25 protein-coding genes, 4 tRNA genes and 3 pseudogenes are annotated in these 26422 nt (G+C 23.3%); 12 read left to right on the forward strand and 20 right to left on the reverse strand.

Annotated elements, in window-relative coordinates:
* The first annotated feature begins 252 nt into the window (after positions 1-252).
* From RS022_RS02735 to RS022_RS02750, 4 genes are all read left to right on the forward strand, one after another.
* Positions 253-450, forward strand: a complete 198-nt coding sequence (locus RS022_RS02735) for a hypothetical protein (protein WP_268849674.1) — start codon at positions 253-255, stop codon at positions 448-450.
* 399 nt (positions 451-849) lie between these two features.
* On the forward strand, positions 850-1449 hold the full coding sequence (gene rpsD / locus RS022_RS02740) for a 30S ribosomal protein S4 (protein ID WP_268849675.1): 600 nt from the start codon (positions 850-852) through the stop codon (positions 1447-1449).
* A 386-nt stretch (positions 1450-1835) separates the two neighbouring features.
* Positions 1836-2591, forward strand: coding sequence for a diadenylate cyclase (locus tag RS022_RS02745; RefSeq protein WP_268849676.1), 756 nt, complete (start codon positions 1836-1838; stop codon positions 2589-2591).
* A 45-nt stretch (positions 2592-2636) separates the two neighbouring features.
* Positions 2637-3506 carry a DegV family protein gene (locus RS022_RS02750; RefSeq protein ID WP_268849677.1) on the forward strand — a complete coding sequence of 290 codons (870 nt, stop codon included), beginning with the start codon at positions 2637-2639 and terminating at the stop codon, positions 3504-3506.
* 47 nt (positions 3507-3553) lie between these two features.
* Here RS022_RS02750 and mscL read toward each other — a convergent pair whose 3' ends face one another.
* Positions 3554-4000 (reverse strand): large conductance mechanosensitive channel protein MscL, encoded by a 447-nt coding sequence (mscL, locus tag RS022_RS02755; protein WP_268849678.1) that lies wholly within the window; start codon positions 3998-4000, stop codon positions 3554-3556.
* Between the two features lie 374 nt (positions 4001-4374).
* Here mscL and RS022_RS02760 point away from each other — a divergent pair, with 374 nt between their 5' ends.
* On the forward strand, positions 4375-5019 hold the full coding sequence (locus RS022_RS02760; protein WP_268849679.1) for a hypothetical protein: 645 nt from the start codon (positions 4375-4377) through the stop codon (positions 5017-5019).
* 73 nt (positions 5020-5092) lie between these two features.
* On the opposite strand, the gene RS022_RS02765 is transcribed toward RS022_RS02760, so the two are convergent.
* Complete coding sequence (locus RS022_RS02765; RefSeq protein ID WP_268849680.1) at positions 5093-5515, reverse strand: Hsp20/alpha crystallin family protein; 423 nt, start codon at positions 5513-5515, stop codon at positions 5093-5095.
* A 330-nt stretch (positions 5516-5845) separates the two neighbouring features.
* On the opposite strand from RS022_RS02765, the gene RS022_RS02770 reads away from it, so the two are divergent.
* The 4 genes from RS022_RS02770 to RS022_RS02785 all read left to right on the forward strand — a co-directional run bounded on the left by RS022_RS02770 (position 5846) and on the right by RS022_RS02785 (position 6250).
* A tRNA-His gene (locus RS022_RS02770) sits at positions 5846-5921 on the forward strand.
* Between the two features lie 46 nt (positions 5922-5967).
* Positions 5968-6042: transfer RNA gene (locus RS022_RS02775), tRNA-Gln, on the forward strand.
* A 34-nt stretch (positions 6043-6076) separates the two neighbouring features.
* A tRNA-Leu gene (locus RS022_RS02780) sits at positions 6077-6159 on the forward strand.
* A 16-nt stretch (positions 6160-6175) separates the two neighbouring features.
* Positions 6176-6250 (forward strand) — tRNA-Trp (locus RS022_RS02785).
* A 329-nt stretch (positions 6251-6579) separates the two neighbouring features.
* Here the strand turns inward: RS022_RS02785 and RS022_RS02790 are convergent.
* Positions 6580-7254 carry a hypothetical protein gene (locus tag RS022_RS02790; RefSeq protein WP_268849681.1) on the reverse strand — a complete coding sequence of 225 codons (675 nt, stop codon included), beginning with the start codon at positions 7252-7254 and terminating at the stop codon, positions 6580-6582.
* Positions 7255-7608: 354 nt separating this feature from the next.
* On the opposite strand from RS022_RS02790, the gene RS022_RS02795 reads away from it, so the two are divergent.
* The 3 genes from RS022_RS02795 to RS022_RS02805 all read left to right on the forward strand — a co-directional run bounded on the left by RS022_RS02795 (position 7609) and on the right by RS022_RS02805 (position 12020).
* Positions 7609-8805: a periplasmic substrate-binding domain-containing protein gene (locus RS022_RS02795; protein ID WP_268849682.1), complete on the forward strand. Its 1197-nt coding sequence runs from the start codon at positions 7609-7611 to the stop codon at positions 8803-8805.
* A 2-nt stretch (positions 8806-8807) separates the two neighbouring features.
* Positions 8808-10406 (forward strand): ATP-dependent zinc metalloprotease FtsH, encoded by a 1599-nt coding sequence (ftsH, locus tag RS022_RS02800; RefSeq protein WP_268849683.1) that lies wholly within the window; start codon positions 8808-8810, stop codon positions 10404-10406.
* A gap of 1452 nt (positions 10407-11858) precedes the next feature.
* The gene (locus tag RS022_RS02805; RefSeq protein WP_268849684.1) at positions 11859-12020 is read left to right on the forward strand and encodes a hypothetical protein; all 162 of its coding nucleotides are present in this window, start codon (positions 11859-11861) and stop codon (positions 12018-12020) included.
* 439 nt (positions 12021-12459) lie between these two features.
* On the opposite strand, the pseudogene RS022_RS02810 reads toward RS022_RS02805, so the two are convergent.
* The 17 genes and pseudogenes from RS022_RS02810 to RS022_RS02895 form a co-directional block, all read right to left on the reverse strand.
* A pseudogene (locus tag RS022_RS02810) lies at positions 12460-13398 on the reverse strand (IS3 family transposase).
* 432 nt (positions 13399-13830) lie between these two features.
* A pseudogene (locus tag RS022_RS04175) lies at positions 13831-14471 on the reverse strand (phase variable surface lipoprotein).
* A gap of 142 nt (positions 14472-14613) precedes the next feature.
* Entirely contained in the window at positions 14614-15939 is a 1326-nt protein-coding gene (locus tag RS022_RS02825; RefSeq protein WP_268849687.1) for a toprim domain-containing protein, read from the reverse strand.
* A 12-nt stretch (positions 15940-15951) separates the two neighbouring features.
* Positions 15952-17445 (reverse strand): replicative DNA helicase, encoded by a 1494-nt coding sequence (locus RS022_RS02830; protein WP_268849688.1) that lies wholly within the window; start codon positions 17443-17445, stop codon positions 15952-15954.
* Between the two features lie 18 nt (positions 17446-17463).
* The gene (locus tag RS022_RS02835) at positions 17464-18069 is read right to left on the reverse strand and encodes a hypothetical protein (RefSeq protein WP_268849689.1); all 606 of its coding nucleotides are present in this window, start codon (positions 18067-18069) and stop codon (positions 17464-17466) included.
* Positions 18070-18107: 38 nt separating this feature from the next.
* Positions 18108-18257: a hypothetical protein gene (locus RS022_RS02840; protein ID WP_268849690.1), complete on the reverse strand. Its 150-nt coding sequence runs from the start codon at positions 18255-18257 to the stop codon at positions 18108-18110.
* Positions 18241-18867 carry a dTMP kinase gene (gene tmk, locus RS022_RS02845; RefSeq protein WP_268849691.1) on the reverse strand — a complete coding sequence of 209 codons (627 nt, stop codon included), beginning with the start codon at positions 18865-18867 and terminating at the stop codon, positions 18241-18243. The genes RS022_RS02840 and tmk overlap by 17 nt, the downstream gene beginning before the upstream one ends.
* Positions 18868-18903: 36 nt before the next feature.
* A complete protein-coding gene (locus RS022_RS02850; RefSeq protein WP_420885773.1) occupies positions 18904-19077 on the reverse strand; it encodes a hypothetical protein in 174 nt (57 codons plus the stop codon).
* The gene (locus RS022_RS02855; RefSeq protein WP_268849693.1) at positions 19002-19271 is read right to left on the reverse strand and encodes a DUF2963 domain-containing protein; all 270 of its coding nucleotides are present in this window, start codon (positions 19269-19271) and stop codon (positions 19002-19004) included. Before RS022_RS02855 ends, RS022_RS02850 begins: the two co-directional genes overlap by 76 nt.
* 73 nt (positions 19272-19344) lie before the next feature.
* Positions 19345-19986 (reverse strand): annotated as a pseudogene (locus RS022_RS02860) (YqaJ viral recombinase family nuclease).
* Positions 19987-19991: 5 nt separating this feature from the next.
* Positions 19992-20240: a hypothetical protein gene (locus RS022_RS02865; RefSeq protein WP_268849694.1), complete on the reverse strand. Its 249-nt coding sequence runs from the start codon at positions 20238-20240 to the stop codon at positions 19992-19994.
* Positions 20224-20442 (reverse strand): hypothetical protein, encoded by a 219-nt coding sequence (locus RS022_RS02870; RefSeq protein ID WP_268849695.1) that lies wholly within the window; start codon positions 20440-20442, stop codon positions 20224-20226. Before RS022_RS02870 ends, RS022_RS02865 begins: the two co-directional genes overlap by 17 nt.
* A 360-nt stretch (positions 20443-20802) precedes the next feature.
* On the reverse strand, positions 20803-21246 hold the full coding sequence (locus tag RS022_RS04180; protein ID WP_308738516.1) for a hypothetical protein: 444 nt from the start codon (positions 21244-21246) through the stop codon (positions 20803-20805).
* 951 nt (positions 21247-22197) lie between these two features.
* On the reverse strand, positions 22198-22659 hold the full coding sequence (locus tag RS022_RS02880; RefSeq protein WP_268849696.1) for an SVM family protein: 462 nt from the start codon (positions 22657-22659) through the stop codon (positions 22198-22200).
* A gap of 14 nt (positions 22660-22673) precedes the next feature.
* Complete coding sequence (locus RS022_RS02885; RefSeq protein ID WP_268849697.1) at positions 22674-23471, reverse strand: hypothetical protein; 798 nt, start codon at positions 23469-23471, stop codon at positions 22674-22676.
* Between the two features lie 102 nt (positions 23472-23573).
* Entirely contained in the window at positions 23574-25196 is a 1623-nt protein-coding gene (locus RS022_RS02890) for a DNA double-strand break repair protein Rad50 (RefSeq protein ID WP_268849698.1), read from the reverse strand.
* 2 nt (positions 25197-25198) lie between these two features.
* Positions 25199-26419: an AAA family ATPase gene (locus RS022_RS02895; protein ID WP_268849699.1), complete on the reverse strand. Its 1221-nt coding sequence runs from the start codon at positions 26417-26419 to the stop codon at positions 25199-25201.
* Positions 26420-26422 lie beyond the last annotated feature (3 nt).

The following is a 26422-nucleotide window of genomic DNA, read 5'->3' on the forward strand; positions in this document are numbered from 1 at the left end:
TTATTTTAAAATTAGCTAAAAATTAGAATCATTAATTCTAGGAAATATCATAGATTATTTAAAAAAATTCAATTCATAAATTTTTATTTGCATATATTTACATTAAAATTATATTTTTGATTTAAAATAATAATATAAATTAAAATTTTTTAATTAACAATATTAATATTTAAAAATTAAACATTTTTAATTTCTAATTAAATTTACATTTAAAAAAAATAAATTATTTAAATTAATGAAAATTATATTAAAATGAAAAGACAAGAAAAAGAAAATAAAATTAGAAGAATTCTTCAAAAAACTAATATTAAAGATTTAAAAATTATTATTTTAAAAAATTGTAGTAAAAAAACACACCTTAAAAGAAATAATAATATTCTTTTTGTAAATGATAAAGTAAATTATTTAGTTAAAAAAGAATTAAAAAAATGCAAATTAGAAAAAAAATAAAATAAAATTTTATTTATATATCACAAAAATAATTTAATAATTTTGTTTATGAAATTATTAAATTATTTATTACATCAACATTTTATATTATATAATAATAAATAGATGCTGTTTTTTAATTATTTTATTTTATGTTTGTTCGAAATTATTTTCGAAATTAATAATTTTGAATATTTACGATAATTAATGTAAAAATTTATTGATTATAGTTTTTTTTATTTTATAATATGAAAGATGACCATAATAAATATTTTTTTAAATATTAAAATTGAATTTAATATAATTATTATTATTAATTATTAAAATAAAACATTTTTCATTAATGTTTATTTTTTACTATGGTATATTATCGCTCATAAATAATTTATATAAATTTTAAGTAAGGGGTTTTATTTAAAAATGTCTCGTTATACAAATCCAAGTTGGAAAATTTCACGTCGTCTTGAATATTCTTTATCTGAAACAGGAAAAGAATTAGTAACGAAAAATAATATTTTAATTAAAAATAGAAAAAAAAAAGATAAAGGTAATTTTAATATTCAATTAAAAGAAAAACAAAAAGTTCGTTTTGTTTATGGTATTTCAGAAAAACAATTCAAAAGATTTTTTTATAATTCTGCTAAATTAAAAGGGGTTCATGGTGAAAATTTTTTAATTTCGTTAGAATCACGTTTAGATAATATTGTTTATCGTTTAAATTTAGCTAAAACAAGAGCACAATCTAAACAGTTGATTTCGCATGGTCATATTTTAGTAGATTTTCAAAAAGTAAATATTTGTTCTTATTGTGTAAAACCTGGACAACAAATTTCTGTTAAAGAAAAATCTAAAAATTTGAAAATTATTAATTTTGCTTTAAACAACAAATCTAATAAAAAATTTGAATATATTTGTTTAGATGAAAAAAGCTTAACTGGTAAATATGTTAGATACCCAAGAAGAAATGAATTTTTAGTAGATATTAATGAACAATTAATTGTCGAATATTATACTAAATAAAAATTATTAATATTTTTTTGTATAATTTTAAAAAAATTAATAATTTTAATATCTTTATTTAAAAAATTATTAATTTTTTTAAAATTTCTATTTTTAATAATCTTAATTATTATTAAAAATAGAAATAAATTAATACAATATTATTAAATAATTTATTTTTTTTTAATTATAATTATTTATTTTTAAATTTAATTTAAGAATAAGTAATTTATTAAAAAATTAAAATAACATAAAATATTTTATTTTAAATTTCAAATTAGTTTTCATTTATTATAATCGCGAATAAATTTTTTTATTATAATTTTATTTTTAAATCTATTTATTATTATTATATTTATTTAAAAATATAAAAATACGAAATAATTCCGAAAAAGGCATTTAGAAATATGAATTGGATTCAATTTATTATTTTATTCTTTTTATGTTTATTTTTAATTTATATTTCTTTTAGAATTTTTTTTATTGATAAAAATGAATTTTTAAAAATTATTTATTTTTTTGTATTTGGAATCATTTTATTTATTTTTTTGATTAGGTCTGGATTATGTAATTTTTTGGAAAAATTAATAAATTACGATATCAAAGGTCCTTTAATAAATTTTATTTTATTATCTCCTATTATTATTAGAGCTCCTAATTTAAGAAATTTTTTTAATAATTTATATAAATGGCGAAATAAAAATAAAAAATTCATCCTAGTTAATCGCAATACACAAGAACAAATTTTGGAGGCCGTTTTAGAAATGTCTGAAAAAAAAATAGGCGCTTTAATTACTATTGAAAAACACAATTCTTTAGAACAATTTGCTAAAAAATCAATTTTAATTGATGCTAATATTTCTAAAGAATTATTAATGAATATTTTTATCCCTAATACTCCATTACATGACGGAGCAGTTATAATTAGAGGAAACAAGATTTTATCCGCTGGTGCTTATTTTATGTTATCTGAGGGTCAATATTTTCAAAAAACAACAGGTTCTAGACATCGTGCCGCTTTAGGTATCAGCGAAAATACTGATAGTATGACTATTATAGTTTCAGAAGAAACTGGTAAGATTTCAATTGCTTTAGAGGGTATCATGTTACAAATGAAAGACGCTAATCAAATAAAAGAATATTTAATTACTTTCATAATTTAATTTTTTTATATTTTTTGTTATAGCAATGAAGGAGTTTTATATAATATGAGTATAAAAAAAAACAAAAAAATAGGTTTTGTAATAGATTCTACTATAGGAGATAATATAAATTTACACTTTTCATCTGATATTTGTATCGTCCCTTTATCTATTATTTTAGATGGTAAAGAATATTCAGGAAAATCAGATAATAAATTTTTTTTAGATTGTTTGAAACAAAAAAGACAAATTACTACAAGTCAACCAAGTCCACAATTATTTGTACAAGCTTTTGAAAAACAATTAAATGCAGGTTATAAACATGTAGTATGTTTAACAATATCTCAAAAATTAAGTGGTACTTTTAATAGCGCTTGTAAAGCTAAACAAATAGTAAATAATGAAAATATTACAGTTATTGATACAGAAAGTTTTGGTCCAGGATTTGTTTTCACTCTAAATAAAATTTATGAATATGTATATAATACTTATTTGAGTTATAAAGAAATTTTTAATAAAATTGCTAAAGAACAAAAATTAGGTAGTTTTTATTTCTCTTTAGATAATCTAAAACAATTAGTTATTAACAAAAGAATTAGTAAATTTAAATTTATTCTTGGAAGTTTATTCAAAATAAAACCTATTTTAAAATTTCAACAAGGAATTATCACTATTGAAAAAAATGTTCGAATTTGGAAAAATTGTTTTCTTTATTTAATCAAATGCATCTTGAATTTTAAAAATTTTACCAATAAACCTGTCGAAGTCAAAATGTTATATGTCGAAGATGATGTTTATATGCAAGAATTAAAAAAAGAGATCGAAAAATTAAATGATCCTAATATAAAAGTTTCTATTTATGGGCCTATTTCTCCAATAATTGCTATTCATTTAGGAACTAAGGGTTTCGGATTTTATCTAAATGTTTTAATATAAATAAATATTCAATGTTTTTTTAAATTAAGTGAAAAAAAATAATTTTTTTATTTTTTTTCACTTAATTTTTTTTGAATTTCTTTTAAAATTTGTATTTTTTCTTTTTCTAATTCTAATAATTCTTTTGTCGCATATATTTCTGTTTTTTGTAAATTTGATTGTGTAATGGAATCATTTTTTTTTATAATTTTTTGATAAATATAAATTAATATTGTATATATCACAAGAGAAACTAAAAAAAATTCAAATAAATTTTGAATAAAATTACCATAATTAATTGAAATATTATTATTTAAATTTATTTTCCAATCTCTAATAGAATGACGATTTAACAATAAATTTATAGGTGGCATTATGATATCTGTCGACAAAGAACTAATAACTTTAGTAAATAATTGCCCCATAATAAAAGCAACAATTAATTTAATAATATCTCCTCTAATTATAAATTCTTTGAAACCAGTTTTAAATTTTTTTATATTTTCCAAATTCATTTTATTAATCCATACTTTTTTTAATTTTTTTTAAAAAATAAATATTTTTGTATTTAAATAAATTATAATAAATTTATCATAATTTACTTAAATATAATTTATGTTATAATTAATAATGTATATTGTATTTTTTTATAGAATGTCATTTTTTATTATTAATAATAAAATTTAAAAAAATAATTGAAAAATATAAACTATTTTTTATCAAATAATTTAAATTATTTGATATATATAAAAAAGGAGAAGTGTTAATATTGTTTGACATACAGTTGACAACAATTATAAATTACATAAAAGAACATTGGCAGTTATTTATTATAATATTTCTTCTATCAATTGGACCTATTTTATTTTTAATAATAAAATCATGTCAAATGTTATTTTTTATTTTCAAATGTAATTTAAATTTTTTATTAAAAAATTTAAATACAAAAAAAAATAAACAAAATAAAGATAATGATTCTTCTGAACCATCTAAAATTTCAATAAATAATAATCATCCTCAGCAAAATGAAAATTTCAGTTTAATTGAATTAAAAATTTTAGAAATAGAACAAAAAGAAAATAATAATCGATATAAAGAAAATAGCTTATTACGTTTAGAAATGAATCAGAAAATATATCAAAATAAAATGGAAGAAAAGTTAGAAATACATAAATTAGAGCAAAAAATCTTTTTGTTAGAAAAAGAAATGCAAAAAATACAAAATAAAGAATTTATAGACAAAAATATAAGAAAACAATTTTATAAAAATTATGATGATAATTTTTCAGAAAAAAATGATTATACACAAGAAGATGATTTTTTTAAAAACAAAATTCCAGAAAGTTTAAATAAAATATTTGAAAAAATTTCAGATTTCGAAAATGTTCAATTATTAATGTTAAATAAAATGATGAATGATAAATCTTATTACGATTCTGAAAAAAATGTTTTATATATAAATCCTAAAGATATAAATTTTGTAAAAAATTTTTTAATAGATAAACAAAAAAGAGAAAATAAAAAATTAAACTAATTAATTTCATTTTATTTCTAATCCAAACAAAAATCAAATATTATTAAAATATTTGATTTTTTATTTTTTTAAATTATTTCAATTCTAAATATTCTTTAGGTTTCGTTTCTTCTATTTTTTTATTAATTTTTAAAATTAATAAACCATTTTCTAAATGACCTTGAATATCTTTAATATTAAAATTTTCTCCTAAATTAAAACTACGTCTAATTATACCAGTTATTCTTTCTTTTTTAAGGTAATTAAAATCTTTTTTTGTTTCCTCTTTTTTTAAAGGAAAAGCTTCTAAAATTAAATAACCATTTTCTAAAGAAATTTTAATTTCTTCTTTTTTGAAACCAGGAATTTCAGTTATTAAAACATAGTGATCATTATATTCTTTAATATCAGATTTCATCAAAAAGTTAGAAGTACTAAAGAAAGAATCATTTTTAAAATCTTCAAATAAATTTTCTAATAAATCTTGATTTCTATTAATTAATTCAACGACAGACATTTTAACTATCTCCTCTCGATAAATATATTAATTTTTGTTTTTTTGTATAAATTTTATTCATGAAAAAAACTTATTATCGAATAAAATCACTCAAAAAAATTAATTCTCAAATAAGTGCAATTTAATTATATCATTTTTTTTAAAAATTTCAACAATTTTTTTATATATAAAAAAAATTTAATTTTGATAATAGTTCAAAATAATGTATAATAATAATTGTTGTATTTCGTTAAAAAAATGCTACAATTAATTTACAAAATTAAAATATAGTTATATATAATATATAATGTATATTATATAGTTTATTATTTTTAATAAAATAATATAATGGCGGTTGTGGCGAAGTGGTTAACGCCGTGGCTTGTGGCGCCGCTATACGTGGGTTCGATTCCCATCAACCGCCCCAATTATTTAATTATTAATTTTATATAAATATATTTTGTTAATATTAAAGGCTCATAGCCAAGTGGTAAGGCAACGGACTTTGACTCCGTCATTCGTTGGTTCGAATCCAGCTGGGCCTGCCAAATTTTAAATTATAAATAATTTTTTTTATAAAGAGCGGGTGTGGCGGAATGGCAGACGCACTAGACTTAGGATCTAGCGCTTTTAGCGTGCAGGTTCAAGTCCTGTCACCCGTACCATTATTATTTTTCAAATAGGGATATGATGTCAACGGCAGCATAACGGTCTCCAAAACCGATTGTTCGGGTTCGAATCCTGATATCCCTGCCATTCATTAAATATTTATTAAAATAAGTAAAAAAAATAAGAAAAATAAAAGAGTTATTGTCTAAATAACTCTTTTTTATTTGATAATTAAATTATAAATATAATAATAATTGAATAAATTTAAAATTACAATCAAAACTCTATATAAAAAATAAATTTGTCTGATCATATTCTTAATTTTTTTAAATTTAGATATTTATATAATGTATTTTTATTATATAAAATAATTCAAAAACAACAATTTTTTTATTTTTTTTAAATTAAAATATAAAAAAATTTTCGATATATTATAATAAAAAATAAAAAAATGATAAAAATCATTTTTTATTTTTTTAAACTTTATCTTTATACAATATTAAATTTGTAGTTACTAAATTAATTTTTGGGTTATCTGTATCGAGAAAATCATTTAATAATAATATCTCCGAATTAGATAATAATTGTGCCTGAATATATGTTATCTCACCCCAAAAACTTTTTTTTTTATTAATTTTTAATTTTAAATTTGGTTTATCTTTAAAATAATATAAATTTTGTTCTTTTCCTGATCCTTCTGCTAATGATGTTTCTTTAAATAAATTAATATGCGAATTCGGTTTTAATTCTGTATTTTTTAAAGCAAAAACAATTGGTTTATCTTTAATTAAATTTAAAATATCTTTTGTATTCATTTTAAAATCTTCTTCTAATTTGGCATTTAAATTTAAGATTTTATAAAAACATTTTTTCGTTTCAGAATCTAAAATAATTTTTCGAAAAAAATCCGTTTCATTAGGCGCTTTATCATAAGATTCTTGATTTTTTTGTTGTTTTTCGTTTACCTGATAATTATTATCTTCCGTTTCCGAAAAAATTTGAGTTGTATTTTTTTCTTCTCTTTTTGTCGTTTCTTCTTTACTTAACATTTTCCAAATAAACAAACTTAAAAAAAATAATATAATTATTAAAACTATTATTAATAAAACTCTTGATTTTTTTTGAGATGAAATATCATTTGCCTTTGCCATAATATATTAAATTACCTACCTATTTTATTTATTTCAAATAAAATTAAATTTAATAAAAAATTAACAAAAAAACTTAATATATCAATTAATAATAAATAGTAATAATTATAATTACTATTAGTAATAATTATATATAAAAAAAGATTTTTTTTATCTTATTTTAATAAACTAATAATATAAAATATTAAAAAATTAACTAAAAAAACAAGTTCACTCTTAGTAAATTAATTTTACTGAAAATTAAACTTGTTTTTTTGTTTTTTTATGATTTAATTATATTTAATAGTAGTTTTGTTTTTTTTAAAAAAACTGCTATAAAAGAAATAATATAGATGAAAGGAAAAATATAAAAAAATGGAATGGAAACAATTTTTTGATAAGAATAAAAAAATTATTTTAATAATTTTTATTATTTTGACACTGATATTCATAATTGAAACATTTTTGATTTATGATTATAATAAGACAAAAAGAAAACAATTAGAAAAAAACATAGAAGCAGAAAATTATAAAAATGATTTGCCAAAAGAATTAAAAGAAAATATTCCTGATAAAGGAAATATATGTTTTATAGAATTTAACACAAATAAAAATAAAGATATTTTACCTTTGTTAAAACAAGAAAAGTTTCGAAAAAGTTTATATTATGCTTTAAACAGAAAAGAAATAACCCAAAATGAAAATAATTTAAAACCTCTTTCAGTTTTATTTACTAAAGCTTTTTTTACAGATAATAAAAAATGTTTTACTAAACCATTTTTACCACATAATGAAAAAAGCATGGAAATTTATGAAGATTTAGATTTAAAAAATTATGGATTTAATGAAAATAAAGCTTTAAAATATTTAGAAGAATCTTTTAATGAATTGAGTCCTGAAGAAAAAAAGAAAAATTATGTTTTTAGACTCGGAAAAGATGAAGAATTCGAAGATATAAATATAATTACTTCTATTCAAGAACAAATTAATAATTTATTTAAAAAATTTTTAGAAAAAAACACATATAATCAAGATAAATTAAAAATAGAAATTGTCTCTGGAAAAGATTATGATATGAAATTATTTTATCCAATTGAAATAGATGAATATAATGAAGAAATGTATTATCTTTTTTTTATTAGTTGTCTTTCTTATGAAAATAATTCTAAAATTGATATAAATTTATCACATATCAAAAAATATTTACATAAAAATATTTACATATTAGAAAATGAAAATACATTATTAAAAATAAATAAGATAGATAGTGAAAAAATAAAAGAATATCTAAAAAGTGATTTCTTAATTCAAAATCTTTTAAATAATGAACAACCATTTAACTCAGAAGGTATTTTTACAGGTAAAATAATTGATTTTTTTGATTTTATGGAAAATAATATTTATCCATTGTTCCCTTCCTTTGGAATAAGATCGCAATATCAACAAGAAGAATCCGAAGAAATACAAGAATTAAAACAAAAAACTTTTGAGGAAATATTCGAAAAAGTATTATGTCTTTTACATAAAGAAATGTTACAAATTCCTGTTTGTATTTCGGAAAATAAAAATTAATTATGAAAAATTTAAAAAAATATTTTTCTAAAATAAATTTAAGAAATTGTATTTTCTTTTTGTTTATTTTCTATTGTGTTGAGTTAATACTTCAAATTTTAGACGAAAAGATATTAAATCCAGAACAAAATTACAAAATGTACAATTATTATAATTTTCATCAAATAATAATATTCATCAAATTAGAAATTACAAATAGAATAAATAATTTTTTACGTCCTATTCAAAGTTTATTATTATTAGGTTATTGGGGTGAAGCTTTTTTATATAACAACTCAAAACTTAACTCTAACCCTCTTATATCTTCGAAACAAAAATCTATTTTTACTTTCAAAGATGTTGCTGGTAACGAAGAAGAAAAAGAAGAAATGAAAGAATTAATTGATTTCTTAAAAAGTCCTCAAAAATATACTTCTATAGGAGCTAAAATACCTAAAGGTGTTTTATTAGAAGGCCCTCCTGGGACAGGAAAAACTTTATTAGCGAAAGCTTTAGCTGGAGAAGCAAATGTACCTTTTTATGCTGTAGCCGGTTCTGAATTTGTTGAAAGATATGTTGGTGTTGGTGCTTCTCGTGTCAGAGAATTATTCAAAAAAGCTAAGAATAATGCTCCTTGCGTGCTCTTTATTGACGAAATAGATGTTTTAGGCAGTAAAAGAGGCGGTTTTTTAGGAGGATCTCAAGAAAAAGATCAAACTTTAAATCAATTATTAACTGAAATGGATGGTTTCTCTTCATCTAAAGGAATTATTATTGTTGGAGCTACTAATAGAGTCGATATCTTAGATTCAGCTTTATTAAGACCAGGAAGATTTGATAGAATCTTTAAAGTAGGATTACCAGATGTTAAAGGACGTGAAGCTATTTTAAAAGTTCATGCTCGTAATAAAAATATTTCATCTGATATTAATTTTCATCAATTAGCCAAACAAACTCCAGGAATGAGTGGAGCTCAATTAGGAGCTGTTTTAAATGAAGCTTCCATTTTAACAGTAAGAAATCAAAAAGAAATGATCACAATGGAAGAACTAGAAGAAGCTATTGATCGTGTTTTAATGGGGCCAGCTAAAAAATCAATTAAATATACTGAAGAAGAAAGAAAAATGGTCGCTTACCATGAAGCGGGACACGCAGTCATTGGTTTAAAATTAGAACATGCTCAAAAAGTACAAAAAATAACTATTATTCCGAGAGGTTCAGCAGGTGGTTATAACTTAATGTTGCCTGAAAAAGAAACTTTCTTTTCTTCTAAAAAAAGAATGTTAGCTAATATTACTTCTTTTTTAGGTGGTAGAGTAGCTGAAGAATTAGTTTTTGATGATGTTTCAAATGGAGCTTATGATGATTTTAAACAAGCTACTAAAATAGCTCGTTTAATGGTTACTAAATATGGAATGAGTGATTTAGGAATTACTCAAGATTCAGAATTCTCTGATAAAAAAATGATAGATATAGAAATTAAAAAAATAGTTGATGAATGTTATCAAGAATGTCAAAAAATTATTAAAGAAAATAAATCTTTATTAGACAAAATAACTAATTTATTATTAGAAAAAGAAACTATTAATAAAGAAGAAATAGATTTATTAGTTAAAAAATAAATTATTTATTTAAATTTAATAATTAACAAATAAATATATACAATATGGATTAAATAAATTATATTTATTAAATATATAAAATAACTATTTTTTCTTTTATAAAAGTTCGTATTGTTATAAATTTTTATAAATAAATTCATTTTTAATAACAAAAAAACTATTTAAAAAAACTAGTCTTTTTTTTATTTTTAGTAAAAAAAGAAAATACTAAATCAATACATGTCGTTAAACTATTAAATTAAGAACAAATTTTATTGTTCTTTTTTTTATTTGAATAAAAAAAGAAAGGGATCTTAAACTTATTACAAAATTAAAATTCAACAAAAAAACAACAGAAACATTCAATAATTAAAAAAAATCATTTAAACAAAAAATTAAACTCTAAAGAAAGGAGTAAAATAACAATAACAAAATTTAATCAAAAAACAAAATATATTAATTAAAAATCATAATGCGTTAAATTAAACTCTAATTTTCAAAAAAAGTCTTATAATACCTCTTTTCAAAAAAAGCCTTTAATTTAATAATTAGTATAGACGATATTTATATTTACATTAATAAATAATAGTGATAACAAATATTTATATAAGAATTAAAAAAGTATGTTTCGAGAAAAATTAAACTATTCTAATTCCAAAATTAAAGAAATTACAGATAAATGTATATCATTAGAATCTAAAAAAGATAATTTAACAAAAAATATAAAATCAAAAACAAGCAAAAATTAAAACTCTCCAAGAAGAATTAAAAACAAAAAAAATTTAACTCCTGAATATAAAAATAATTTAGAACAAATTATTAAAAAAAACAAGAAAAACAAACAAATTTAAAAAATTTTATTAATTTTCAATTTTATATTAATCATTTAGAAACCGAAATTAAAAAATATGAAAAAGAATTAAAAACAAATGAAGATTCAAAAGAAGATATGTCAGTAACTAAAAAACATAATTTAACTGAAAAAAAATTAGCTAAAAAAAATTATTGTCTTTAAAAGAAAAACAAAAATTGTTTTCTAAAAAAGATGAATTACAAAATTATATCTTAAAAGATTTAAAAAAAAATTAAAAACACCTAAATTAACTCCTACTGATAAAACTCCTTTAGAAACAAAACAAAAGGAAATTAAAAAACACATAACAAACATCAATCAAGAAATTAATCATTTAGTAAATAAAAATGAATTAAAAAATAAAATTGATAATTTAACGAAAGAAATAGAAACGGAAAAAGATGAAGCTTTAAAAAAACTTTTAGTAAAACGAAAAAAATTTGTCAACAAAAATTAGAAGTTTTAAATTAATTAAAAAACAAATTTTCTTTTTGATTTTCTCTTTATAGTTTATATTTCTGTTTTTATTTAGGCATTGAAATTACTTATTATTATTTATCTCTTCAAAAAAAAATAATGTCTCAAAAAAATGTATTTCCTGAGGTTTTAAAAGAAAAAAAGTGCTTTTAAACAATAATCTTCAAACAGATTCTTCAGAAATTGATCGTTTTTATTATCAATCTATTATTCCTCAAAAAAAAGAAAAATTAGAACATTTAAAAGTTTATGATGTTTATTTAGGTCAAAATACTGGAACCAAAGAAGTTTTTGATTGGTTTTAAAATATTTTTTTCATTATAAAAAATTTGAAAATCATTTTAGTTATGCGTTATTTATATAACGCTTTTGATGTTGATAATCAAATATCTTTTAATTTTCGGATTAAAGAACTGAACTGTTCCGTTTTTTCATACAACTTTTTATTTTAAAATTGTTCTTTCAGACTAACTATTAATTGATAATTTCCTATCTTTTCAAACTAAGGAAATATTTTGTTGAATTAAAAAGTGTCTAAACTTTTTTTGATAATTCTTTAGTTTCAAAAGATATTTTTTTAATATTTTAACCCTTCACTATATAGTTAGGTAAAAAAAGTTAAAAACTCGTCAACAAAATGAAAGAAAATGATATTTTTTTAAATTTTATTATTTTTAGGTAAAAAAGCGTACTAAAGTAACCTTTTTCAAGGTTATATTATTTTATATTAATTCAACTAAAAATTTATCTTAGATTTTGAGAATATTGAGATGGAGTTGAATAGTTTAATTTACTTAAAATCCACTTAGTATTCCAAAATTAAGAAAATTGATTGATTAATTTTTTCATTTTGTTAGGAGATTTTTGAAATAAAAAAGGATTTTGATGTTGTAAGATTGTTTTCATTTGACCGAAAAAGTTCTCAATGACCGCGTTATCACGAGGGGTGGCTTTTCTTGACATGCTGATTAAAAAACCTTTTTTTGTTAAAGTTTTTTGAATTTTGAGCGATTGATAAACTTTTCCTTGATCAGAATGAATGACGCAAGGATTAATAATTTTTGGAAGTTTTTTAATAGTATTTAAAACTAAATCTTTATTTTGTTGGTTTGAAACATGTAAAGCAATTATTTGATTGTTAAAAGAGTCGATGATACAAGAAAAATAGAGAAAACCTTGATTAGTTTTAAAATAAGTGATGTCAGTAAAGAGTTTTTGAAGAGGTTTGGTGGCCATAAAGTCTTGATTGATTAAATTAGGAATTATTTGGAGATTATTTTTTAAATTACGGTAAGTAAAATTTTTTTTGATTCTTAAACGACAACTAATGTCGTTTTTTTTCATGATGAGATAAACTTTTTTCTTGGTGATAAATTCATTAAAGGTTTTTTGGTATAAATCAGTGATTTTTCGATGACCGTAAAAATATTGATAATGGAGACATAAAGCTTTAATCCGTTTTTGTTGTAAAAAATATTTTTCTTCTTTTTCTTTTAGTTTATCTTTCATTTTTAACCAATAATAATAAGTACTTCTTTTAATTTGAATTGTTTTTAAAATAGTGGTTAAATTAAGAGTTTGATTAAATTGGTTAACTAAATGAAAAACAATTTTTTTATCAATTTTTTTAATTTTTTCAATCATTTTTTGTAATAATTTAATTTTTTGTTTTAATTTTTGCATCTTAATACCAATTATCTTTATAAATTATTTTAAATATATCAACTATTATAACTCTAAATAAGCGCTTCAGCGCGTGCATCTTTTTGTTTCATAATATAATAATTTTAATACTTGGTAAGGCAATTAATTTAAAAATTAAAGTTGATTTTAATGATTGAAATAAATTAAAAAATAAAATTACCTAAAAAAGAGGTTTTTATGATATCGATAAATAACAATGATATGAAAAATGATAATTCGATAATATCAAATATCGAGTATCATTATCATTATCGATATAAAATATCAAATATCACTCCTTAAATAAGCTTTTTATTAAAAAGGATATATGAAAAGTAACATGGTAACAAAGCGGTAATAAGATGGTAATAAAACGGTAATAAAGTGGTAATAAAAGGTAACTCAATGGTAATAAAATGGTAATTTTATAAATTATTTATTTGTTTTTAATTTTTTTATTTAAATTGGATAAATAACCAGAACGTAACTTTTTCACCCGATAACCTTGTTTATCTTTTGTTAAAAAAGATTGAATGTGTTTTAAATCTTCTTTTTGATAATAAATAATGTTTAACCCTTTTTTATAGTTAGTTTTCATGGGTTTATGGTATTTATCTAGTTTTTGAGGGTCTAATTGATATAACTGTAAAGTTTCTAACTTATTGACATCAATTTTTCCAATTAATTTTTTGATGATATTTTTAGATTCATTTTTATAATTGATTTGGAAGATATTAAATAGGTTTTTAAGGGGGTTATTTTGGCTTTTAATCGGGTTTAAATCAGAAAGTAATAGTTTTGCTATTACTAGAAGAAAAATTATCATTAATTAAGGTGATTTTTGTTTGTTTCATTTCTTCTAAGATGTGAGGATCGACGAAGAGAGTTTGGTTTTTGGGGCGGTAATTGGCTTCTTGGTAGGTATTTTTCTTTTTAGAATGAGAAATAATGGCGAGATTGATTAAATCTTCTTTTAATATTTTTAAAAAGTTTTTAATTTGGGTTAAATCGTTAGGGGTGGTTTTTGTGTCCAAACCCCCGATTCTAATTTCTTGACTAGTGTCGTTTTTCATTTCTTTTCTCCTTTTTATTTGATTTTTTGTTATAAAAATAAAAACCCTAAATAGTTAAAATTTAGGGTATATATATTTTTTTATGAGATTGTGTTAATTTTTTTATATGTGTAGATGTTATATATTGGTGTAACAAAGTAATTTAACTAATTACTTCAACTTTGTCTTCTCCAAAGAAATGAACAGCTAAATCAACGATAATTTTCTTTTGGGCCTCTTCATAAGTAATGTATGGATCTAAAAAACATTTTTGGTAAGCTTTTTTTCCAAATTGGCGCAATAAATCATCAACATCTTTACAAGTTTGGTCGTAGGGGGGTAAAATACGTCTAATTTCGTATAAAATGTTTGCTTCTTTAAGTTGTTCTCCTAAGGCTTCGCTTCGTTTTTGCCCTGTTTCATCGTTATCTAGGGCGATAATTACCTTAATTTTTTCTTTTTTGAGAATTTCTAGTTGAGATTGAGAAAGTAGCTGAGTGACACAAATGAGACCGACCACGTTTTTAATATTGTTTTGCCAACAACTAATAACATCAAAAAATCCTTCATGAATGATGATGGTTTTTGTTTGTTTAATATATGGTAAAGCTTCAAAAAAACGATAACTGAAATGAAAGGTCGGAGTTTGACTAAAATTAGTTAAAGCTTGATATTTGGGTTGAAAATAAGAAACTTCGCGGAAATGGTTTTGATAAAAATGAAAAGTTTGATGATAACCATTTTGAATAGGGATAATAATGGAACCATGAAAAGTATCATGAAAATATTTTTTACCTTGTTGACTGGTTTTTTCTTTGATAAAACCATATTCAACTAATTTTGTTGTATCGATATTTTGTTTTTTACAATAATTTACTAGACGAAAAGATAAAGGTTTATCAGATAATGGGGCATAACCAAGTTTAAATTCTTTGATGGTTTCTAGAGTGAGTTTTCTTTTTTGAGTTAAATATTCTATTCCTGGTTGACTTTCGTTATTTTGGTTGGAAATTAATAAATAATGATAATAATCGCGAATTTGGTTGAATAAAGGTGATATTTCTTTAAATAATTGTTTCTTTTTGATATTAATTTCCTGTTCGTCGACTGGTTGTTTTAATTTAATAGGTTGATATGGTTGTTGAAAAGGGTTAATAGTTATTTTAGTTATTTCTTTTTCTTGTTGACTTAAGGTTTTAAATTCGAAAGAATTCATAAATCTTTTTATTCTTTGGATCGCTTCATGAAAGGATTGAATTTGACGGATAGTCATATAAACATCAATAATATCGTAATCTTTACAACATTTCCAACAATGAATTTTGTTAGTTGAAGTGAAATGACAACAAGTGGGATTCTTTCCTTGATGGATGGGGCAAGGAAAACGGTGGTGGTTATTAAAATTTAGAGGTAAAATTTTTAATTTTTTTAATAAAACTGACATGGGGAAATGGGTTTGAATGTCTTTTATTTTTTCTTGATAATTCATTGAGTTTTTTCCTTAATAACTTTCTAATGAATAAGGTAAAATATAACCGATTTCTTGGAAGGTTTGAGTGGTCATTTCAAAGTGATAAACTAAGTTTTTTTTGGTACCATTTCGATTCTTTTTAATAGATAATTCAATAATTTTTTGAGATTCGTTATTTTTTGATGCTAAATATAATTGATTACAATTTTGATTATAGATATTTAATGGTTTTTCTTTATCTTTAGATATTTTGGGTTGGAATTCAGACATTATTAAAACAATATCAGAGTTAGTTTCGATGCCACCACTTCCTTTTAAAGCGGTGATTTCAGGCGATTTACCTTGGTAATGGCTGTATGTATCTCTTGAAAATTGAGATAAAATGATAATAACGATGTTTAATTCTATGGCTAATTGTTTTAATTTAGTCATAATTTCGTCAATGGCTAATCGATCATTTTCAAAATGATTACTAGCTTTAGTAATTTGAAGGTGGTCGATAACGATAATTTCTGCTTGTTTTTCTAAATGAAGGCGATAAACTAAATCAATGACATAATCAATGTTTTTACTTTTGTCATAACTAAACAATAAGTTAATGTTAACAAAAAATTGTTTGGCTTGTTTCATCCTTTCCATGTAGGTATGTTGAGTGATGTTTGAGTCTTCCAAATTTTTATCTAAAATAACATCTAAAGGAATTTGAGTTTGGTGGGCTAATAAACGACTTAAATTTTCCTCCATTGTCATTTCATAAGAAAAAACTAAGAGATGAGGATGATGATGAGTTTCTTGGTGTTTGGTTTTAGTGATATCTAAAAGAAGGTTGTAAACAAAAGTGGTTTTACCTAAACCTGTATAGCCTCCAATAGTGATAATTTGACCTTTTTTAAAGCCTTTCGTGGCTTGATTTAAGCCTCGGAAAGTTTCTGATAAACGGTAATATTCTTCTTGAATTTTTTGTTTGGCTTGTTGATTGGACTCGAAAAATTCAGGATGACAAGAAGCCATTTGATTTAAAGTTAACAAAGTCTTATCGGAGGGATGAGGTATAAAGGACATAAATTTTCTTAATTTATCAAAGATTTCTTGGTAGTATAGATGTTTATGATAAGGATCCTTGTTTTCAAAAGAAGGACTAATAATTTTTAAGAGTTGTTGGAACAGTTTTTCTTGGGCATAGGTATGTTTTAGGTTGTCTAAGAAATCAAGGTTATTTTCCTCATTAAAATTATCACTTAAAAAAGATAATGTTTCTTTCGTAAAATGATCTTGGGGAAAATGAGTTTGAAGATAAGTGAGTAATTCTTCGATTATATCATTTTGAGACTTTATTTTATCAAAGGGATGATTATTTATCTGGTTTAAGGTTAAATATTTTAAGGATTGAAAGATTTTTGTATGTTGTTTATCTAAAAAAGATTGTGGTTCAATAAGTTGAAAATAAAAATTTAATTGGTCAGCTTTATTTTGGTTCATATAGGAAATGATTTGTTTTAACGCTTTTTGTTCGTTGGTTAACATTTTATATTAACTCCTTTTTTATTTTTTAATGATGTTAATGTTAGAAAAAGGGATGAATTGACGGGTAATTAAGTTTTGTAAGAAATTGTTGGCTGAATTGGAAAATAAGTTAATTACTTGATTAATGCCTTGGACTTTTCCTTGATTGATTTTATGATTTAATCTCTGAGTTTCTGGTTCGTTGTTGGTTAATAAATAAAATTCAAAACGAGTATCGAGTTTTTTTAATTGTTGCCCTTCTACCATGGCTTGTTTATAGCGATCACGAAGACATGTTTTAAAATTAAAAGCGATAATCCGTTTATTTTTTGTAAATAAAACTAAATCAAATTTAATATCTGGAATAAAAAATAAATAAGCTTGAGGATATAAATGAATGATTCCTTGGTTTTGAAAATAGAGTAAAATAAGATATTCATTGATTTTACCACGGATTACTTTTTGACTTTGAGAGTTGATGTTATTTTGGTTAAAATAATGGTTTAATTGTTGGTAATTGGTTTTCATATATTCGTTAATAGAAAGATTAAAGGTGTCTTTGTTAAAAAAACATTTTAAGATTTCCACAGTTTGGATATTAGTATTAAATTGTTGAATATTAAAAAAATCTTGGTTATTTAACATTTAATATTCCTTTCTTTAAATAAAAAAAGACCTTTAAATTAAGGTCTTTTGTTGGTTTTTTTAGTTTTAAAAATTCTTTTTGTTTTCCAGGTAATGGTGCCATCTTTATGAATGGTTTTGATTTTTCCATTAGAAAAATAGATGTAAGTATTGCCATTTTGGCAGGTTTTTTTAGTTATGATCGCCATTTGATAGTGCTCCTATTTGTTTAATAATTTTTTTGACATTGGTTTTGATAGAATCGCTACCATTTAAGATTAATTTCTTAATGTCACTAGTATAATGAGTGAGATAATGATTGTATCCTTGGCGAACGGTTTGAAAATAAGTTAAGGATTGTCTTTCAATCAGATCTCTTTGATGGTTTTTTTGTTTCTTCTTTCTAGTTCTTCCGATGAGAGGATCAATATCTAAATAAATTAATAAATCGGGTTTTTTTAAGATAATTTCATGATTCAGCTTAAAGATCTTTTTTAAAGGGGAAAGTTGTTTCTTTTCCTTGGAAAAAGGAAATAATTGGTAAGCATAAGTGGATGGTAACCAACGGTCTAAAATAATTAATTGGTTGTTTTTTAATAATTCCGCTTGGATTTGGGCCATATTGGCGAGACTTAAATAAAAACGAGTGAGGTAATCTACTTGTTGAAAATTTAAAAATAAATCTCTAATTTCCTTTCCAAGTGAACTACTCCCTAAGCCTTGATACAGTTGATGAGGGGTTTTTAAGTGGGGTTGAAGGGTGTGAATAAGAGAAGTTTTTCCGCTCCCGTCGAGTCCTTCAAAAACGATTAATTTCATTATTGATTTCTCCTTTTTTTGATTTTTGTTGGATTTTTAAAAGTTAATGATATCACTAATTGTTCCATCGAGATTGTAATATGTTGTTGTGATTGGTTCTTCATCATAATCGTATTCGCTTTTTTCTTTAAAAGTTATTCCATCAGGTTGATATTCAATATATTTAAACATGTTACGATACTTTTTATCGTATTCATATGCATAGTCAATAGTTTTTCCATCAAGTCGATACACAGTTTTTTAATAATATTGCTAGTAGCTTTGTCGTATTCATCTATGTAATGAATAGTTTTACCATCAAGTTGATAAAAAATGTCTTTAATAGATGTACCAGTATCTTTATCGTATTCTTGAATAACTTTATATCCGTAATTGTCAATAAATTCTTTTTTGGTTGTTTTCATTGTTTTCTCCTTTTAATCTTAATTTGGGCATAAAAAAAGACCTTCAATTTGAAGGTCTAAAAGTATTAATTAATTATTTGATTTTCCTTAATTGTTTTAAATAAGTAGTTTTTTCTAATTCTTCTTTGGATTTGGTTAAAAGGGCTAAGTATTTTTGACTATCTTTAATCATTTTAGAAATAAAATGATTATCTGGATAAATTCGTACTACATGATAATTAGTGTCATGAAAATAAACTAAAAAGTAAGCAAAGTGCGCTTGAGAACAATAGAGTTGACATTGAACTTGGGCCCAGTAGTATTGAGGGATATTTTCGAGTTAAGGATTAGTTAAAAAACTAGTCCAAGTGGATGAGACTTCTTTATTTTCGTTCACAAAAGGACATTTAATTTCTAAAACAGCTTGATATTGTTCGTTGTAACCATCTAAAGATGCTGAAAAAAGGTTAACTTTATCATCAGTGAAAATGGTGTCTTCGAAAATTAAATTGGTTTTTTGTATGAAAAACTGTCGCGCGATGGGCTCCATTTTTTGTCCATGAAGTGTGTATTGATTAGCGGTAAAAGTGGTGCCAAAGAGTTTATCATGAACTAATTGTTCCATGGAACGAAAGGGGTCTAACCCTGTAATGGAAGCGATTTCCGAAGCGTTGATGTATTTTTTTCGATGTTGGTACCATAATTTAGTGCGTTGATTTAAGTTTTTGATGCGCATAATAATTATTCTTTTTTAAATATTTTCTTTAATAATAATAAAAGATATTTTTCTAAATAATAAAAGAAACAAAAAAGGTGATAAAGACATTTAATGATAAAATCAATTAAATATAAGAAATGAGGAAGAAATAATAAAATAATTGTTAATAAACCTAAATTTAACCATTGATTTTGATAAGTAAAGAAATAACGACTGATAGTATTAAGGCTATTATTTATCTTGGTTAACCAAGTATTAATGAAATTCCACATGATGATTGGATTGTTGCGTGGTTAAATGTTGATAAAATTGAACCACTATTCCTTGTTTTAATTGGTGAATACTTAGTTTGACGGTGAAAAGATAGAATTTAATGACATAATAAATGGTTATAATTGGAATAAATGAAAGTAGAGTGATGATGAAAAAGATGAGATTACTAGGTAAAGATTGAAAGATTTTTTTTATGAACATGGTTTTTGGTTTCCTTTCCAGTGTTGTATGTGTTGTTAAATAAAAAAAGACCCTTTAAAGGGGTCTGGTTTGTGATTAAAGATTAATCTAATTCTTTTGGTTTTTTAGGTGGTTGGGTGGTGTCTAAAAATTGATAATATGTTTTTGCGGTTTCATTTCCGTCAATATACCAATCATCAAAAAAAATACCATCTACATATTTATAATAATAACTAGTTCCATTTTCATTATAAATCCATCGAGAAGAACGGCCGAATTTATTACGGACTTCTTCGCCTGAATAATAACAACCGTATTTGATATAACATTGATTTATCCAATTTATATAATTAGTTCTATATTGTTCAGCTAATTTAATTTTTAAAGAGCTATCACTACAACGAAGAAAATAAATGGTATTATCGGTTTCGAAAAGATGGGAAATAATTTTAACTTTAAAAGGAATATTAAATTTTTTATAAGAAGGAGAAGTAACTTCAAAAGAAATTTCAACTTCTTTAATTGTTCTTCGTATTCACTTTCTTGAATTAATAGTGGAAAAGTAAATAAATTATTTTCGCGTTTCCAATCACGGATGGCTTGATAGGGTTCAAAAGAGTCAGGTAATGAGATAAATTTTTTTCTTTTTTGAACGTTAAAAGTAAAGAGATAAATGTTTTTTGCGCCGTTTGATAGTTTTAATAGATCATGAATTGTGTAAGTTCTATTAGAGGCACTTTCTGGCATGATTCTAATACCAGTGTCGTAATAAATAGCGTCAATATCAATTTCATGGAAATTTTTTGATGGTAAGGGTAAGACCAAACCAGTATGTGGAGTTGCGTTATAACAACCTAATTTAATTAATTTTGGTTCTTTGATGATATTATTTTCTATTAAATAATGATTAATTACTTCTTCTTTGTTTTGATCAGCGAAGATGTTACTTACTACTAAATTTATTTGAGATTGTTCTTCCTGAGGAGGTTTTTCTTGGATGTCCCAAAAGACAAAAGCTTCTTCGATGGAGGTTTCGTATTTTAAAAGCTCTTCTAAGGTATATTCATTGTCTTCATGAGGATATTTTTCTTTAAAAGGATTGATGCGGGGTTTGAAATAGGCGCCTAAGAGGCCTTTTTGTGGGTCTTTGAGTTTGGGGAAAAAGATAGTATAACCGTAGGGGTTATAGGAAGGAGATGAAATATCATAAAAATAAGCTTCTATATCGAAATATTTTAAGATTTCAGGAATACTTTCTTTTGAAAAAACTTGGATATCATGACGGATGAATTGAGGTTGATTTGTTAACCATTCTTGTTGGAGAGTTTGGTAGTCAGATAATTTAATGGCTGATTTAGTTTGACGATGAAAGAAAGAATGAGCAGAAATAGAAGAAGAGAAATGAAAAAGAATGATGAAGAAAAAGATAATAATAATTTTAAATACAGGGCATTTTGGTTGATTTGGTCATTGTTGGTTACCTCCTAATTTAATGTGGTTTGTGAAATAGTTTCTTTCAAGACAGTTGTATTTAAAATTTTAATTAACATATTGTCTAATTTTATTTATTACCTTGCCAGTTAGTTAATGTTGTTAAAATAAAAAAGACCCTTGAAAGGGTCTTTGTAAAATATAAGATATTTATATTAAATTATTTTTGGTTTTAAACATTGTTAAAAATTTCCTTAATATATTGATAATAACAATAAAATATAATTTAAATTATTTAATTTTTTCTAGGAATAGTTGGTTGTTTTGGTTTTTTAATTTCTTTTTTTACAAATTGTTTTGTCTTTGTTGTATTATGGTGTTGATTTGTGTTTGATTTTGATTAATTCTTATTTGAATATTTCTTATTATATTTATGTGTCTTTTTGAAGAATAAAGAGGTGTGTTATTTAAAGCTATATCCATTTCTTCAATCAGCGCTAACTTTTGGTTTTCTAAAAATATAAAAGTTTGTTGATTATAAATTTGTTGATTAATTCTTTTATGTTGTTGTCTTAGTAGATTAATCATTTTTTCAGGAAAATTATTATTACGAGCATTAACGATTTGTTGAACTATTCTAGCTTCTTTTGAAATCATGTTTTGTAAAATTTGATGTTGTTCTAATTGTTCATGATTTTGACCATTATTCATTGCAATTACTTGATTGTTATTGATAACAAATAATAAAACTAAACCAATAAATAAAAATACATTCAACAATAATAAATTATTTTGGATTTTAAACATTAATAAAATCTCCTTTATTTTTTTCCCTCAACTGAGGTGATTTCGTAGAGGGAGTTAAGTAAAGAGTTAATTTGATTTTGATATTCCTTTTCGCTTTTATAGTATTGACGTTGCAAGGAATCTCTTAATATGATAGCGTTTGATAACATATTTTCATACATTCTTTGTTTGGATTCTAAAATTCCGATTTGAGAATTAAGATGTGAAATTTGACCGACTAATGATGATATTTCTTTATTTATTTGGGTTAGTTCAGAATTTTGTGGATGATTTTCCCAATTTGCTCCAATATTTCTTAATTTATCTCTTTGTTTTATTTTATTTTCTTTATCTTGTTCCAATGGTGTTAATTGATTTTTTAATGTTTCGATTTGATGATATAATGGTTGCAGTTGTTCTCTTAAATTATTGCATTCTTTATTTTTTTCATTAATTGTATTTTTATGTCTCTTTATAAAACCTAAAGTTTGTTTTCGACATTCTCTTATTTTTTCAATTTCAATTTTTTCTATTTCAGAAAGATCATTGAGTAATAAAGTTTGATTGTTGTTTTCTGATAATACATAAGATTTTATTTTGTCAAAACGAGCTTCAGTAATGATGAATTTAGGTTTTTCAGTTTCTCGTTTAGGTCGTGAAGAACTCAATTTTGAATCATCATTTTCTATTTCTTCTTTTGGTGAAAATAATTCTTCTTTTTCTTTTTTAATTTCGTTTCTTCCTTGATAAAAAACAATAATGATGGCGATTCCGATAAGAGAAGTGATAATAATATTTACTAAATGTTTTTTGAAAAAATTACTAGTATTCATCAATTTCATTTCCCTTCTGATAATAGTGATTATTATCAAATATCAAAATTTGAATATATTACCATTATACAATTTTATGAATTAAATTGTTTAAAAAAAGTTTTATTTATTAGGAATCATAATCATTTCAGGGATTTTAGTTTGACGTTTGTCTTTAAGACGTTGTTGAGCGCGAGCATAGTTGGGATTTTGTTGACGAATTTCTTCTCTTATTATATCTCTTTCTTTTATTTTGAATTCTAATTTGTCCGTTTCTAATGCAAATTTATCAATGCGTAATTTATCAATATCTTCTATTTTTTTTCTTTTTTCATCTAATTCGTTAATAATTTTTTCATATTCATCAATAACTGATATTTTTCTCTTTTTTCTTTGTTCTTCTTGAATTTCCTCTTCTAAAGTTTCAGTGCTTAAAAGAACATTATTATCACGACGATTTTTATATTCTTCTATTTTCTTTTCGCAATCTTTTTTGTCAGCGTCAAGTTTGGCTAAATCGCGGTTGATGTCGTTAAGATACGAGTCTAAAGTTTCTTTGGTAATCATTGGTGCTGATTCTTTGTTTTCGTTGACTACTTCGTTATACATATGCCATAAACGGTGTCCTTCGTGAAGAATTAAAGTGGCTTTCGTCGCCCCTTGTGAGAATTTACGTGTAAAAGTAATTGATTTACCTATTATTTTCATACCGTATTTAGCAGGGATTAAATCAGTTACTTTATCGAAAGCCTTAAAACCAACTTTAAAGACGTTACCGAAAGAAAATGAATTTTCTTTTTCGTATGTTGTCATACGGGTATGCATTTCTCGGTATTTGTCTTTTAGAGCATTATATAAATCTCGTTCACTTTCAATTTTATTTAATTTTTGGTTGATTTCATCGATATTTTTTTGAATTTCGGCTTTACGTTCTTCCACAGATTTGATTTTGGCGAATAATTTTTTCTCGTCAGAAGTTAATTGTACATAATCACGTTGCAAGGAATCTCTTAATATGATAGCGTTTGATAACATATTTTCATACATTCTTTGTTTGGATTCTAAAATTCCGATTTGAGAATTAAGATGTGAAATTTGACCGACTAACGATGATATTTCTTTGTTTATTTGGGTTAGTTTTATATTTAACTTTTCAATTTCGCTTAAATTGGTAGAATTGGCTATTTGTTCTTCGGTTAGTTTTTTTTCTTTTTCTTTATTTTTTAATTCTTGTTCTTTTTGTTTTTGTTGTTCTTTTAAAATATTAATATTCTTTTCAGTTTCTTGTTGTTGAGTTTTGATATCAGTTATTTTTAATTCAGTTTGGTCTAAAAGTTTTTTGATTTTTTCTTTTTGTTCTTGGTTAATTACTTGTTGTTCATATAATGTTTTTAATTCTTCTTCGCATTTCCTTAATTCCCCTTCCCAATCTGATTTGAGTCCTTTGTAGTTATTAATAGTTTTGTCGTATTTGTCAATGGCTTTATCGATTTCATTGATTAATTGTCCGAGATATTTAGAGGATGACTCTTTTGGTTGATGAAAGAAACAAAGATAAATAAAACTCAAACAACCAATAATAATTAAAAAATAAATTAAATAGCCTTTCCAAGTTGTTGTATGTGTGCGATAATTTTTTATTTTAAAGAAAAGAAAACCACCAAAAAGAATACTAGCTAGTAAAAACCAAGTAAAATAAGATTGAAAAGTAAAATAACTTTTAAATAAGTCTAAGGTTGATAACATTATTATTCACCTCCTTTCTTTTGGTTTTCGATTTGATCTAATATTTCTGTTTTTTGAGAAATGATCATTTGGTAAGCTTGTTTTAAATCTTCTTTGTTGATTTCGTTTCTTTTATTTTCGTCAGTTCCGCGATTGTGTGCGAAAACGTTGACAGTTGTTTTTAAAAGGTTTTCTAAAGTACGATTAGCTTTTAAGAATTGATGATTTTGTGGTAAATATTCTAAAGCTTCGTTGATAATTTCCAATAAGTATTGTTGGGTTTCTTGGCTATAAGGGTTTTGACGTTTTTTAATCATGAATTCTAAAAATTGTTTTCTTTCTTCTTTATTGCCAGGTTTCACTTCGATGTTGTAAGTAAATCTTGATTTGATTGCTTCGTCAATTTGTTCTATATGATTTGTTGCGCCAATGACAAAAATTGGTTTTTCAAGATTATTGTCAACTGATGTCATTTCAGTTTTGAATTGGTTAACCACATTGGCGATTTCTGAACCAGCTTCTAATGTTCCTAAATCAGTAAAAATAGTTTCACATTCATCTAAAAAGATAATAGCGCCGTTTTTTTTATCCGCTTCTTCTCTAGCTGTTTCAAATAAATCTTTAACCATTTGTGGGGCTTCGCCTTTATATTTTTGGGAGAATAAAGAACTAGAAACTTCAAAGAAAGGTAATTTAGTTTCTTTTGCCAAAGCACGTGCTAAAGTAGTTTTACCTGTTCCTGGACAACCATGCATTAAAATGCCTAATGGTGGTTCTATCTCACCAATTCCTTGATAGTTAGTTTTATTTTTTAAATAATCCATAAATCCTTCCGCTGCTTTTAACTCCTCTTTAAAACCGATTAATTGATTAAAAGATAAGAATTTTTGAGGATTAGATAGTTTAATTAATCTTTCGTCGAGATGCGGTTTTTGATTTTGTGTTATTAATGATTCTAAATTAGATTGTAATTGGTTATGAAATTCGGTTTGTAATTCATTTTGTTTTAAGGTTATTTTTTTTTCTAATTCATTTTGTTTTTGATGAATTTGTTTTTTGGTTTCTTGTAAGTTAATATTTTGATTTTCTAGTCTTTTATGATGATTGGTGATTTGTTTTTCAGTTTCTATTAAAGTTTGATGATGGATCCATACATAAGTTCCTAGACAAAAAGAAATAAATAAAATGATAATAGTTAACATTAAATATTTTGATAATGGCTTTTGGTTGATTTTCTTTTTCATTTT

This window comes from Candidatus Phytoplasma rubi (genome assembly GCF_026821955.1).
In the GTDB taxonomy this organism is placed as follows: Bacteria; Bacillota_I; Bacilli_A; order Acholeplasmatales; family Acholeplasmataceae; genus Phytoplasma; species Phytoplasma vitis.

Coding starts and splice junctions, on each gene's coding strand:
- RS022_RS02735 (WP_268849674.1), top strand. CDS start 253: ATGAAAAGACAAGAAAAAGAAAATAAAATTAGAAGAATTCTTCAAAAA.
- rpsD (WP_268849675.1), top strand. CDS start 850: ATGTCTCGTTATACAAATCCAAGTTGGAAAATTTCACGTCGTCTTGAA.
- RS022_RS02745 (WP_268849676.1), top strand. CDS start 1,836: ATGAATTGGATTCAATTTATTATTTTATTCTTTTTATGTTTATTTTTA.
- RS022_RS02750 (WP_268849677.1), top strand. CDS start 2,637: ATGAGTATAAAAAAAAACAAAAAAATAGGTTTTGTAATAGATTCTACT.
- mscL (WP_268849678.1), bottom strand. CDS start 4,000: ATGAATTTGGAAAATATAAAAAAATTTAAAACTGGTTTCAAAGAATTT.
- RS022_RS02760 (WP_268849679.1), top strand. CDS start 4,375: ATGTTATTTTTTATTTTCAAATGTAATTTAAATTTTTTATTAAAAAAT.
- RS022_RS02765 (WP_268849680.1), bottom strand. CDS start 5,515: ATGTCTGTCGTTGAATTAATTAATAGAAATCAAGATTTATTAGAAAAT.
- RS022_RS02790 (WP_268849681.1), bottom strand. CDS start 7,254: ATGGCAAAGGCAAATGATATTTCATCTCAAAAAAAATCAAGAGTTTTA.
- RS022_RS02795 (WP_268849682.1), top strand. CDS start 7,609: ATGGAATGGAAACAATTTTTTGATAAGAATAAAAAAATTATTTTAATA.
- ftsH (WP_268849683.1), top strand. CDS start 8,808: ATGAAAAATTTAAAAAAATATTTTTCTAAAATAAATTTAAGAAATTGT.
- RS022_RS02825 (WP_268849687.1), bottom strand. CDS start 15,939: ATGAATTATCAAGAAAAAATAAAAGACATTCAAACCCATTTCCCCATG.
- RS022_RS02830 (WP_268849688.1), bottom strand. CDS start 17,445: ATGTTAACCAACGAACAAAAAGCGTTAAAACAAATCATTTCCTATATG.
- RS022_RS02835 (WP_268849689.1), bottom strand. CDS start 18,069: ATGTTAAATAACCAAGATTTTTTTAATATTCAACAATTTAATACTAAT.
- RS022_RS02840 (WP_268849690.1), bottom strand. CDS start 18,257: ATGGCGATCATAACTAAAAAAACCTGCCAAAATGGCAATACTTACATC.
- tmk (WP_268849691.1), bottom strand. CDS start 18,867: ATGAAATTAATCGTTTTTGAAGGACTCGACGGGAGCGGAAAAACTTCT.
- RS022_RS02855 (WP_268849693.1), bottom strand. CDS start 19,271: ATGAAAACAACCAAAAAAGAATTTATTGACAATTACGGATATAAAGTT.
- RS022_RS02865 (WP_268849694.1), bottom strand. CDS start 20,240: ATGTGGAATTTCATTAATACTTGGTTAACCAAGATAAATAATAGCCTT.
- RS022_RS02870 (WP_268849695.1), bottom strand. CDS start 20,442: ATGTTCATAAAAAAAATCTTTCAATCTTTACCTAGTAATCTCATCTTT.
- RS022_RS02880 (WP_268849696.1), bottom strand. CDS start 22,659: ATGTTTAAAATCCAAAATAATTTATTATTGTTGAATGTATTTTTATTT.
- RS022_RS02885 (WP_268849697.1), bottom strand. CDS start 23,471: ATGAATACTAGTAATTTTTTCAAAAAACATTTAGTAAATATTATTATC.
- RS022_RS02890 (WP_268849698.1), bottom strand. CDS start 25,196: ATGTTATCAACCTTAGACTTATTTAAAAGTTATTTTACTTTTCAATCT.
- RS022_RS02895 (WP_268849699.1), bottom strand. CDS start 26,419: ATGAAAAAGAAAATCAACCAAAAGCCATTATCAAAATATTTAATGTTA.